The organism is Clostridioides sp. ZZV15-6383 (genome assembly GCF_020657735.1).
Lineage (GTDB): Bacteria > Bacillota > Clostridia > Peptostreptococcales > Peptostreptococcaceae > Clostridioides > Clostridioides difficile_D.
The window spans coordinates 20,678-33,297 of sequence record NZ_JAGWCV010000021.1 but is presented as its reverse complement, the minus strand read 5'-3'; the positions used below and the strand labels follow the sequence as shown (position 1 = coordinate 33,297).

The window sequence follows — 12,620 nt, the reverse complement described above, 5'->3', positions numbered from 1 at the left end:
AGAGGAGGATGCTATGTTAGAGGGCATAAAGACATGGATAGTTAGTGTTTTGATAGGAGCGTTTATAGTAAATATAGTAGATATGATTTTACCAAGCTCTAAGATAAAACCTTATGTTAACCTAGTTTTAAACTTTATGTTTGTATTTATTGTAATAACTCCAGTAGTGGGTTTTTTTTCAAAAGATATGAGTTTAGAAGATAGAATCTTGAAATCTATGGGTAACTATAACAAACAGTATGTAGATAGTACAAATGATTTGGCGAAAGAGACTGGAAATAATAGTTTATCCAAGGGATATGAGGACGGTTTAAAAGAGGTGCTTAAGTTAAAGCTTGACGAATATGGTTATGATTTAGAAGATATAGAGCTCAATGGGGCAAACATAAACAATATAAAAATAAAAGAAAAAAATAATACTACAAAAAGTAATAGCAGTATTAATAAAGAAAATAAAAATAATAGTACTAAAGGGGATGGAGAAAACATAAACTCTAATGACAAAGAAAATTCTAAACAAGTCTTTAAAAAAGGTACAGAATATGGACTGAACCTAAATGAAGAAAAATTAAAAAATGACTTAATAAAGGTGCTAGATGTTTCTATAGAAGATATACAAATTGATAAATAGGAGTTGGGATAATGTTGAAAAACTTAAATGACAAAGATAAGAGAAAAGTGTATTCACTAATAACTATAGCTGGAATATGTGTGGTTTCATTAGTCTTATTATCTTGTTTTCCTAGTAGCAAAAATGAAAAACAAGTTGGAAAAACAGATACTAACAAAACAACTGAAAAACAAGTTACTAAAGAACAAGAAAAAGATGATTTAGAATCAAAATTAACAGCAATACTATCTAAAATTGATGGAGCAGGGGATGTTGATGTAATGGTTACATTTGAATCAAGTGAAGAAATACAACCTGCTTTTAATTCAAATAATACAACAGAAACAACAGAGGAAAAAGATGCACAAGGTGGAGAAAGAACAGTTACGACTTCTAGTGAAAATAAAACAATGATAACTTCAAATTCAAGTGACCCTGTAGTTATAAAAACTACAGAGCCAAAGATAAAGGGAGTGATAGTAGTAGCAAGTGGAGCAAGTGACCCAAGTGTTAAAGAAACACTTTATAGTGCAGTACAAACATCATTACAAGTGGCTGGTCATCAAGTAGAAATATATTCTAAATAAATACATATAACCGGGGGGATAAATGAATGAAGTTTAATTATAAGGGAAGAGGATTTGTAATAATAACTTTAACTGCAATGCTAGTGGTAGTAGGAACAGTGAATTACCAATTGAGTAAGAAATCTTTATTGGAAACATCAAAAGAGTTTAAGGCATATGAAGAAGCACAATTACAAAAAAATACTGATGATAGTGATAGTAGCAAAACAGAGGATTCTAGTAACGTAAGTAAACAGGACGGAAGGGAAAGTGCTGATATTGACATAGTTGATAGCAAAGCCAGTAAAGTAAAGGAAAAGGCAACTGAAACAAGTAAAGAAATAAAAGCTCAATTATCATCTGAAAAAAATATGAAAAAGGCATCTTATATTTTAGATATGAAAATGAATAGAGAAAAACAAAGAAATGAATTAGTTCAAGATTTAAATGAAATGATAAATAATCCATCTACAACAGAAGAATCTAGAAAAGAAGCTTCTAATATGAAATTAAATATAGTTAAAATTCAAGAAAAAGAACTTCAAATAGAAAATCTTTTGAGTACAAAAGGATATGAAGAAGCATTAGTTTATATAAGTGATAACAAAGTTAATGTCGTTGTAAATGAAGCTAAATTAGAAAAGAAAGATGCAGCAAAAATATTTGATTTAGTTGCAGAGCAAGCTAATGTAAAGTATGAAAATATTAAACTTACAAATAATAATAATAAGTAAATTATAAACCTCAGAATTAACTGAGGTTATTTTCTTGCAAAGTAGACTTGTATTTGGTATTATTATACTTATAAAAATAGTTCCTTAAAATCAGGAGGTAAGTTTTAATATGGAAGATAATAAATTTGGACAAGTAAAAATATCTAATGATGTAATAGCTACAATAGCGGGTCTAGCAGCATTAGAAGTTGAAGGCATAGAAACTACAGCAACATTAACAGATAAGTTGTTAAAAAATAATGGAGTAAAAATACAAATAGAAGAAGAGGATGTTAATTTAGATGTAATGGTTACGATAAAGTATGGAATGTCAATACCAGATACAGCTTTTAAAGTTCAAGAAAATGTAAAAAATACTGTTGAGACAATGACAGGATTGAAGGTTTCTCAAGTAAATATACACATTCAAGGAATCAGCTTTAAGAAAGATAAAGTTGATAAGGAAGAAGCAAAAGCAGCTAAGAAAAATTAATATTAACCCTCTGAAAAATCAGAGGGTTTTTTGATGACAATTGATTTTATATAATTAAACTTAAAGGAGAATTGTAATTGATGAAAAAAGATAGGGCACAAAAGAGTACAACAAGAGAATATATAATGAAACTTATATATCAAATAAATATTAATAAAGAAGATTTTGAAGCTTTAGAGGATAAGGTAGATACTTTTTTAAAAGATAATTCAGAGAATATTATAAATAGATATGAAGAGCTTGCTCTTCAATATTCAAGTAACTCAAATTTAAAGTTAGAAGATACTAAGCTTGAAGATGTTATAGACAGAAAATATATAAATTCAGTATGCAAAGCACTAAAAGAAAATCATGATAAGATAGATGAATTAATAAACAAGCATGCTAAAAACTGGACAGTAGATAGAATGCCAAAGGTAGATGTGTCTATACTTAGATTATCTGTGTGTGAAATACTTTATTTAGATACTCCTAATAAAGTATCAATAAATGAAGCTGTAGAACTTGCAAAGATATATTGTGATGATAAATCTCCTAAATTTATAAATGGTATATTAGGAAGTGTTGTTGATGAAATTGGAAAATAATATAATAATTGGAATTGATACTAGCTGCTATACTACTTCTATAGCAGCTATCTCTTTAGAGAAGAAAGTTATATTTAATGAAAAAATAATGCTAGAAGTAAGGGATAATGCAAAAGGTTTAAGACAGAGTGAAGCTGTATTCCAACACATAAATAATTTAGGGATTCTTAGTGATAGGATAAAATCATTTAAAGATAAGTTTAATGTAGAAGGGGTTTGTTCCTCAACAAAACCTAGACCTGTTGAAAATTCATATATGCCTGTATTTAATGTAGGACATAATTTTGGAAAGCTATTGTCTAGTATATATGGTTGTAGGTTTTATGAGACTACTCATCAAGAAAATCACATAGAATCAAGTTTATTAAATAGTAAATTGAAAAATAATAATAGATTTATTTCTGTTCATATATCTGGTGGTACTACAGAGATACTTTTAATAACCAAACAGGATAGTAATTACAATATATGTAATACTAATTTAGATAGAATTGCCAAAATAAGTATTAAAAAAGATAATAAAAGTAAATTATACAATAATTTTGGATATAATATAGATATAATTGGAGGAAGTAAGGATATTAGTTTTGGTCAACTTATAGATAGGATAGGAGTTAAGTTAGGATATAAGTTTCCTTCAGGAAAATATTTAGATGAAAATGCTTTAAATTGTAATCTTAAAATAGAAAGTGGTCTGAAAACTTCTGTAAGAGATGGATATATGAATTTATCTGGGTTAGAAAATCAGGTAAATAAGATTATAGAAGATAATGGAGATAATACTAAAAAAGAATACGTATCTAAGTTGGTATTAGATTCAGTAGTCAGAAATATGTTTAAATCTTTAGTATATTTATGTGAAACTTACAATGTAAATGAAGTAGTCTTTGCAGGTGGAGTTTCTGCAAGTAAGTATATTCTTAAAGAATTAAGTCTGAAATTAAGAAAAAAGCATATAGAAGCTCATTTTACAGAACCACAATATTCAACTGATAATGCTGTTGGGTGTGCTATAATAGGATTGAATAACTTTTTAGGAGAAAGAGTATGAAACTAAGAGCTTTAGATATAAGTGAAGCAAATTCATATATTAAAAGAATTTTGATAAACGACCCAATACTTTCCAATCTTAAAGTTAAGGGAGAAATTTCTAATTTTAAGGTTCATAGTAGTGGAAATGTATATTTATCACTTAAAGACGAAACATCAAAGTTAAACTGTGTAATTTTTAAAAGTAATTTTAATCGTAATCTAAAACTAGATAATGGTGTGAAAGTTATAGCCAATGGATATATATCGGTCTATGAAAGAGATGGTGCGTATCAATTATATATTAATGAAATTGAAATAGAGGGAATAGGAAATTTACACATAGAATTTAATAGATTAAAAGAAAAACTTAATAAAGAAGGATTATTTGACCCTAAATACAAGATACCTATACCTAAAATGCCAAACTCAATTGGCGTTATAACATCTCCAACAGGTGCTGTTATAAGAGATATAATAAATGTAATAAAAAGGAGATACCCAAAAGTTAACATAAAGCTTTACCCAGTAACAGTACAAGGAGACAAATCAGCAGAAGAAATATGTGAAGCAATTAGGTTTTTCAATCATATGAAGAATATTGATACACTTATAATTGGTAGAGGTGGGGGTTCGATAGAAGAACTTTGGTCTTTTAATGATGAAATGGTAGCAAGAGAGGTTTTTAATTCTCAAATTCCAATAATATCAGCAGTTGGGCATGAAACTGACTTTACTATTTGTGATTTTGTATCTGATATGAGAGCACCAACACCATCAGCAGCAGCAGAGATTGCTACTCCATCACTAGATGATATAAACTATAAACTTGGAAATATAAAAAGCAGAATGAGTAAGTCTCTTACAAATCAAATTGAGCTAGACCAATATAGATTAGAATCAGTATTTAATAAGATAAATAACTATTTAGATTCTTACACAATAAAAGATAAAGTTATACAATTGGACAAAATATATGATAAAATAATTTTTGGAATAGAAAATAATTTAAAATTAGAAGATGAAAAATTAGTAAAAATTGGAGCATTACTCCATAATTTAAGTCCATTGGCGACTATGGATAGAGGTTATAGTATAGCTCAAAAAGATGGAAAAGTAATAAACAGTATAAAAGGATTGAAAACAAAAGATAGCATAGATATAGTATTGAAAGATGGAAATTTAGAATGTATGATAGATAAAATTGAAAATAAAGAGGTATAGTATGAATTTAACCTATGAAGAAGCTTATAAAAGATTAGAGAGTATTTTAAATGAATTAGAATCTAAAAATGCTAGCTTAGATGAATCTTTAAGCTTGTATGAAGAAGGTATAAGCCTTTATAAACATTGTAATAAGCTTTTAGATGATGCTAAATTGAAAATAAGTAAATTTAATCAATTAGGAATAGAAGAAGATTTTAAAGTAGAGGAGGAGTAAAATTGGAATTTAAACAATGTCTGAAAGAGAAAGCAAGTTTTATAGAAAATGTACTTAAAGAATATATGCCTAAAGAAGAGGGATACCAAAAAACTGTTATTGAAGCTATGAACTACAGTTTGAGTGCTGGAGGTAAAAGATTAAGACCAATACTTACATTAGAGGCTTGTAAAATAGTTGGAGGGAATGAAGAGGACGCTATTGCCTTTGCTGTTGCAATTGAAATGATACATACATATTCGCTAATACATGATGATTTACCTGCTCTTGACAATGATGACTTAAGAAGAGGAAGACCAACAAATCATAAAGTATATGGAGAAGCGATGGGGATTTTAGCAGGAGATGCTTTATTGAACTATGCCTTTGAAGTAATGCTTGCAGGTTCAATCAATAAAGAAAACCCAGAAAAGTATCTAAAAGCTATAAATGAGATTGCTAAAGGTGCTGGTATATATGGAATGATAGGCGGTCAAGTAGTAGATGTAGAAAGTGAAAATAAGCAAATTGAAAAAGAAAAACTAGATTATATACATATGAACAAAACTGCTGCAATGATGGTAGGCTGTATGAGAGCAGGAGCTACTATAGGTGGAGCAAATGCAGAGCAAATGGAAGAAATAACTAAATATGCAAAAAATATCGGATTATCATTCCAGATAGTAGATGATATACTAGATATAGTAGGAGATGAAGTTAAGTTAGGGAAAAAGGTTGGAAGTGATATAGAAAATCATAAGTCAACATATCCATCTCTTTTAGGTTTAGATAAATCTAAAGAAATTGCACATAATTTGATTGATGAAGCAAAGAAGAGTATAGAAAAATTATCTGAAGATGTAGATTTTTTAAAGGGATTGGCTGAATATATAATAGATAGAGAATACTAAAATATACAGCTAAAATCGAGGAGGGAAAAATGGATTTTTTTTCGGAGATTTTTAACAATGGGGCTTTGGGAATAAGTCTGATTGCTTGTTTCTTAGCACAATTTATAAAAATATTTACTGGCAAGGAAAAAGGAATTGAGTTATCAAGAATACTTATTTCAGGAGGTATGCCTAGTTCCCATAGTTCTTTTGTTACAAGTTTAGCTACAGTGGTAGGTATTGAAAAAGGCTTTAATTCTACTGATTTTGCTATAATTACTGTGCTTGCTCTGATTATAATGTATGATGCAGCAGGTGTTAGACGGGCTGTTGGTAAACAAGCTACTATATTAAATCAAATAGTAGCAGACATACAACATGGAAAGCATATAGAGCAGAAGAAATTAAAAGAATTAATAGGTCACACACCACTAGAAGTTTGGTTTGGAGCTTTACTTGGTATAGTAACAGCTTTAATATTGATGTAAATTGAAAATTTACAAAATAAAGGTGAGGATAATATGTATAAATATTTAGATAAAGTAAATTCTCCAAAGGATATAAAAAATATGAGCATAGAAGAAATGGATTTACTTGCAAAGGATATAAGAAAGTTCTTAGTAAAATCTGTTTCTAAGACAGGAGGACATTTGGCTTCTAATTTAGGAGTAGTTGAGTTAACATTAGCACTTCATAAAGTATTTGATAGTCCTAAAGATAAGATTGTGTGGGATGTAGGACATCAATCTTATGTTCATAAAATGGTTACTGGAAGAAAAGATTGTTTTGTATCTTTGAGACAATTTAATGGACTAAGTGGTTTTCCAAAGGAGAGTGAAAGTCCTCATGATATTTTTGACACAGGGCATAGCAGTACATCTATTTCTATAGCTACAGGTATTGCCTGTGCTAGAGATATAAAAAAAGAAAACTATAGTGTTATATCTGTAATTGGAGATGGTTCTATAACAGGAGGTATGGCACTTGAAGCTTTAAACCAATTGGGATATATAAATACCAATATGATAGTAATCCTTAATGATAATGAGATGTCTATAGATAAAAATGTTGGTGGAATGTCTAAATATCTGTCAAGTATTATAAGAAACTCAACAGTTGAGAAAATGACAGATGAAGTTGATAAAATTTTAAATGTTACACAAACAGGTGAAATTTTATCCAAGACTGCACATAGATTTAAAGATAAACTAATGTGTAGCTTTTCTCCTCAGGACTGTTCATTTTTTGATTCATTAGGTATAAGATATTATGGTCCTATAGATGGTCATAATACTAAAGACTTAATAGATATATTGAGAAAGGCTAAACACAAAAAAGGACCTGTTCTTTTACATGTAATTACGAAAAAAGGAAAAGGGTACAGATTTGCAGAGGAACAACCTGATAAATATCATGGAGTATCAAAGTTTGATATAAAGACAGGTGTTATATCTTCAAAAGTTAAGTCTATGTCAACTAGTGTTGGAGAAAAACTGGTTGATATGGCTAATGAAAATGAAGAGATAGTAGCTATAACGGCTGCGATGCCATCTGGTACAGGTCTAAACCTATTTGAACGTGCATATCCAAAAAGATATTATGATGTTGGTATAGCTGAACAACATGCAACAGGATTTGCAGCAGGTCTTGCAAAAAATGGTATGAAACCTTACTTCGCTGTGTATTCGTCGTTTTTGCAAAGAGCATATGACCAACTTATTCACGATGTATGTATAACAAAAAAGCCAGTTACTTTTCTTATAGATAGAGCTGGGTTAGTTGGAAATGATGGAGAAACTCATCATGGTATGTTTGATTTAAGTTACTTAAATTCTATTCCAAATATTGTAGTAATGGCACCAAAAGACACAAAAGAGATGGAACTTATGATGGATTTGTCATTACAATTAGATTGTCCATTAGCAATTAGATACCCAAGAGGAAATAGTTATTACCTAGATAAGGGAGAATATAAAGAGATTGTATTAGGTAAATATGAGGTATTAGATGATGGACAAGATACAGTTATACTTTCTATTGGAAGTATGGTAAAACATGCTTTGGATGCTAAAGAAATATTATTAAAAGAAGGAATAAATCCAACAATAGTCAATGCGAGATTTTTAAAGCCAATGGATGAAGATATGCTGAATGTCTTATTAAAGAATCACAAAAATGTAGTTACAATAGAGGATAATATTGTAACTGGAGGATTTGGAAGTAGAATAAATAAGTTTATTATAGATAATGAATATAAGGTAAATGTACTTAATATAGCAATACCAGAAGAATTTATAAAACATGGCAATGCAGATGAATTATATGATTTTGTAGGATTATCGCCAAAGAGTATTGCTGATAAAATAAGAAAACTAGTTATCGAGTAAAAGATTAATATGAATATTATAAATTAAAACTTATATAAAATATAAAATTTATCAATTAGAATAAATATCAAGTGTGTTACTTCAAGCTACTTTAGTTATTATTAAAGTAGCTTTTAACAGAAAGGTAATTTTATGAAAAAAAGAATAGATTTATTGTTAGTAGAACAAGGGCATTTTGAAAGTAGAGAAAGAGCCAAAAAAGCAATAATGGCTGGATTAGTTTTTGTTGATAATCAAAGATGTGATAAGGCTGGTACAGAAGTAAAAGAGGACTGCAATATAGAAGTAAAAGGAAACCCAATACCATATGTCAGTAGGGGTGGTTTAAAGCTTGAAAAAGCAATGAAAAATTTTGACTTAACTATTGATGGAAAAGTATGTATGGATATAGGTGCATCTACAGGTGGTTTTACAGATTGTATGCTCAAAAATGGAGCAATAAAAGTATTTTCTATAGATGTTGGCTATGGTCAACTCGCATGGAAATTGAGACAAGATGATAGAGTTGTGTGTATGGAAAGAACAAATATAAGAAACGTGACAATAGAAGATACGAAGCAGTTTGCAGATTTTGCATCAATTGATGTGTCTTTCATATCATTAAAATTAGTACTTCCAAAAGCAAAGGAGTTAGTACGTCATGATGGAGAAATTGTCGCTTTGATTAAACCTCAATTTGAAGCAGGAAGAGAAAAAGTTGGCAAAAAAGGGGTAGTTAGAGAAAAATCTACACATATAGAAGTTATAAAAATGATTTCTGATTTCTCCGTCGAAAATGGATTTGAGATTTTAGGATTAGATTTTTCTCCGATTAAGGGACCTGAGGGAAATATAGAATATCTAATTCATTTGAGAAATGGAAATGAAGTATATGAATTTGATAGTGATATACACAATAATAAAATAATAGAAGTCGTTGAGGCTTCTCATAATTTAGACAAATAGGTTAAAAGGGGGCTTAGACTTGATCCTCGAATTATATATGAAAAACTGTGCTTTAGTTGAAGAGCTAAGGTTGAATATTGATAAAAATTTAAATATACTTACAGGTGAAACTGGTTCAGGAAAATCTATAATAATAGATGCACTTGGACTTTGTCTAGGTGATAAATATGATAGGTCTTTTCTAAGAAAAGGAACAGATAAGGGACTTGTTGAGGCTGTGTTTTTGTCAGATAATATATATCTAAAAAAAATATTAGATGAAAATGATATAAGTATGGAAGATGATAATTTATTGGTCATAACTAGGTTGATATACTCAGACGGAAAGAGTACTGCTAGAGTAAATGGAAGGACTGTTAAAGTATCTCTTCTTAAAGAAATTGCATCTACACTTATAGATATACATGGTCAACATCAAAATCAGGCTTTGTTTAATAAAGATACTCATTTGAAATTTCTAGATCTTTTTGGAGAAAATGAATTAGAAAAGTTTAAAGCTGCCTATAGAAAAGTATACCATAAGTATAGTGAATTAAAAAAAGCTTTGAATAGCTTGACAGAAAATAAGGATGAGATGCAAATTCAACGAGAAATAGATTTATTAAGATTTCAAATAAATGAAATTGAGGCTGCAAACTTAAATAAGAATGAATATGAAGATTTATTAAAACAAAGAGAAGTTTATAGAAACAGTGAAAAGATATATAATAATCTAAATTCTAGTTACAGTAAATTACATAATGGTGAGTATAATGTTATTGACCTAATAGGTCTTGCATCTAAAGAACTTAATGATATATCTAAATATGACAGTGTTTTAAGTGAATACAGTGATACTGTAGAAAGGATTATGTATGAGTTACAAGATATATCTGGTGATATAAGAAATTACAAAGATAATATAGACTTTGAACCTTATGAGTTAGAACAGATTGAACTTAGAATCGATGAGATTAACAATTTAAGAAGAAAATATGGAGATAGCATAGACGATATATTTGAGTATTATGGAAAAATTAAAGGTAGATTAGATGAAATATTAAATAGAGATGAAAGAGTTGAACAGTTAAAAAGTAAACTGATGAATATAGAAGAAGATTTAAAAATAAAAGCTAATAAATTGACTAATGCGAGAATAGAAGTAGCAACTACTTTAGAAAAAATACTTCTTGATGAATTAAAAAGTCTAAATATGAAAAATGTAATGTTCAAGGTTAATTTTGAAGCAAGTTCATTTACCCTAAATGGGATAGATGATATTGAATTTATGATATCCTTTAACTTAGGAGAAGATATTAAACCTATATATAAAGTTGCATCAGGTGGTGAGATGTCTAGATTTATGTTGGCATTTAAGACAATATTGGCTGATATAGATGATATTGATACATTAGTGTTTGATGAAATAGACACAGGCATAAGTGGAATAGCAGCACAAATTGTTGGTGAGAAATTGAGTGATATAGCAAAGAAAAAACAGATAATATGTATAACTCATTTACCTCAAATTGCTGCAAATGCAGATACTCATTATTGTATAGAGAAAGATACCTCAAATAATAGGACATTTACAAATGTTAGTAAATTAAATCAATGTCAAAGAAAAAATGAAATTGCTAGACTTATAGCAGGTAATAATATAACAGAAAAAACTATTGAGCATGCAAGTGAAATTATTGAAATGGCTAAAAAGTGTTAGTGAAAAATGGGTATTTTAACAGGTGTAAAGAATTTTTAGATAAATGCTTTACACCTATTTTTTATGATTAAATTATTTTAAAATATTTAATGGTTATATTGAACTAAAACGTCCACTTTGAGACACTCCCTATTAAAAATTATAATTTTAATTCCATATATCTAGCCCCTTCAATTGGATTATAAGTATAAGGCTCTATATCATAAAAACCAATCTTTTCATATAATCCTTGTGCACTTTTCATGCTTGGAAGAGTGTCTAATCTCATATGTGTATATCCAATTTTTTTAGCTTCTTCAATGATTTCTTCTAATAGTATTTTTCCTATCTTTAACCCTCTAAATTGATTTCTTACATATAATCTTTTTAATTCACATACTTTGCCTTCAAGTTTTTTTAAAGCAACACAGCCTGCCAAATTTTCATCAACAAATGCCAATATCAATGAGCCTGAAGGTTTTTTATATTTTCCTGGAAGTGTTTTTAATTCATTATTAAAGTCTTGGAAACATAAGTCTATATTTAAGGAATTAGAATATTCAGTAAATAAAATTTTTACGTTTTCAAGGTTTTCTAAATCTTTTTCTTCAATAAATTCTAAAGTTGTATTTTGAGCCATTTTATCCATCATTATATGATATGTTTATATAATGACTTCACCTCCTTGATATATATATATTTTTGTTAATATCAATTAGATTTTAATACCATTACTTTTTCGCCACCATAGTCAAGCTCTCCATTAAATTCAAATCCAAAATCTTTATAAAGCTTAATAGCCATTTTATTATCGTCGAATATACTAAGATATAGTTCCTCACAGTTATATTCCTTTTTAAGATAATTTACAAGAAAATCTAATGATGCCTTTCCATATCCTCTGCCTTGATATTTTGAATCAATCATAAATCTATCAAGCCAAACTCTATCATCTTCTAGACGACCATACATAGCAAATCCTATTAGAGAATTTTCATCATATATTCCAACAGGTATCCAAGCTGTTATAAATTTAGATTCAGCAATAGAAAGTGCATTGCTTTCAATATAATCTAACTGACTTTTATCTACAGACAATTTAACTAAATCACGCCAATTATTTATGTCTGCAATTCTTACATTTAATTTCAATATATTACCGCCCTTCAAACTTTTTGTTACAATATAATACTATCATATTATATATTAAAAAGCACTTAGTAAGATTTTAAATGAGGTTTTTAAATGAATAAATTTTCTGGAAAAAGGAATTATAAATACATAATAATACAGCATAGGAGT

General features: G+C 28.7%; 15 protein-coding genes. 13 read left to right on the top strand and 2 right to left on the bottom strand.

The window, feature by feature from the left end; genetic code table 11:
• Positions 1-13 precede the first annotated feature (13 nt).
• The 13 genes from KGF42_RS09640 (at position 14) to recN (ending at position 11,339) form a co-directional block, all read left to right on the top strand.
• On the top strand, positions 14-631 hold the full coding sequence (locus KGF42_RS09640) for a stage III sporulation protein AF (protein WP_227826213.1): 618 nt from the start codon (positions 14-16) through the stop codon (positions 629-631).
• 11 nt (positions 632-642) lie between these two features.
• Positions 643-1,197, top strand: a complete 555-nt coding sequence (locus KGF42_RS09635; protein WP_054273206.1) for a hypothetical protein — start codon at positions 643-645, stop codon at positions 1,195-1,197.
• A 26-nt stretch (positions 1,198-1,223) separates the two neighbouring features.
• Positions 1,224-1,910, top strand: coding sequence for a SpoIIIAH-like family protein (locus KGF42_RS09630; protein WP_227821442.1), 687 nt, complete (start codon positions 1,224-1,226; stop codon positions 1,908-1,910).
• Positions 1,911-2,019: 109 nt separating this feature from the next.
• Positions 2,020-2,382, top strand: a complete 363-nt coding sequence (locus tag KGF42_RS09625; protein WP_054273208.1) for an Asp23/Gls24 family envelope stress response protein — start codon at positions 2,020-2,022, stop codon at positions 2,380-2,382.
• Between the two features lie 80 nt (positions 2,383-2,462).
• Positions 2,463-2,969: a transcription antitermination factor NusB gene (nusB, locus tag KGF42_RS09620; RefSeq protein WP_227826212.1), complete on the top strand. Its 507-nt coding sequence runs from the start codon at positions 2,463-2,465 to the stop codon at positions 2,967-2,969.
• Positions 2,953-4,020, top strand: coding sequence for an O-sialoglycoprotein endopeptidase (locus tag KGF42_RS09615; protein ID WP_227826211.1), 1,068 nt, complete (start codon positions 2,953-2,955; stop codon positions 4,018-4,020). Before nusB ends, KGF42_RS09615 begins: the two co-directional genes overlap by 17 nt.
• Entirely contained in the window at positions 4,017-5,222 is a 1,206-nt protein-coding gene (gene xseA / locus KGF42_RS09610) for an exodeoxyribonuclease VII large subunit (protein ID WP_227821444.1), read from the top strand. Before KGF42_RS09615 ends, xseA begins: the two co-directional genes overlap by 4 nt.
• 1 nt (position 5,223) lies before the next feature.
• Positions 5,224-5,439, top strand: coding sequence for an exodeoxyribonuclease VII small subunit (gene xseB, locus KGF42_RS09605; protein ID WP_054273212.1), 216 nt, complete (start codon positions 5,224-5,226; stop codon positions 5,437-5,439).
• Positions 5,440-5,441: 2 nt separating this feature from the next.
• A complete protein-coding gene (locus KGF42_RS09600) occupies positions 5,442-6,329 on the top strand; it encodes a polyprenyl synthetase family protein (protein ID WP_054273213.1) in 888 nt (295 codons plus the stop codon).
• 29 nt (positions 6,330-6,358) lie between these two features.
• On the top strand, positions 6,359-6,796 hold the full coding sequence (locus KGF42_RS09595; RefSeq protein WP_227821445.1) for a divergent PAP2 family protein: 438 nt from the start codon (positions 6,359-6,361) through the stop codon (positions 6,794-6,796).
• A 33-nt stretch (positions 6,797-6,829) separates the two neighbouring features.
• On the top strand, positions 6,830-8,695 hold the full coding sequence (dxs, locus tag KGF42_RS09590; RefSeq protein WP_227826210.1) for a 1-deoxy-D-xylulose-5-phosphate synthase: 1,866 nt from the start codon (positions 6,830-6,832) through the stop codon (positions 8,693-8,695).
• 132 nt (positions 8,696-8,827) lie between these two features.
• Positions 8,828-9,640, top strand: a complete 813-nt coding sequence (locus KGF42_RS09585; protein ID WP_227826209.1) for a TlyA family RNA methyltransferase — start codon at positions 8,828-8,830, stop codon at positions 9,638-9,640.
• A 19-nt stretch (positions 9,641-9,659) separates the two neighbouring features.
• Entirely contained in the window at positions 9,660-11,339 is a 1,680-nt protein-coding gene (gene recN, locus KGF42_RS09580) for a DNA repair protein RecN (protein ID WP_227826208.1), read from the top strand.
• Positions 11,340-11,478: 139 nt separating this feature from the next.
• On the opposite strand, the gene KGF42_RS09575 is transcribed toward recN, so the two are convergent.
• Together KGF42_RS09575 and KGF42_RS09570 are read right to left on the bottom strand one after the other, a co-directional pair.
• Complete coding sequence (locus tag KGF42_RS09575) at positions 11,479-11,970, bottom strand: GNAT family N-acetyltransferase (RefSeq protein ID WP_227826207.1); 492 nt, start codon at positions 11,968-11,970, stop codon at positions 11,479-11,481.
• 59 nt (positions 11,971-12,029) lie between these two features.
• Positions 12,030-12,470: a GNAT family N-acetyltransferase gene (locus KGF42_RS09570; protein ID WP_227821451.1), complete on the bottom strand. Its 441-nt coding sequence runs from the start codon at positions 12,468-12,470 to the stop codon at positions 12,030-12,032.
• Positions 12,471-12,620 lie beyond the last annotated feature (150 nt).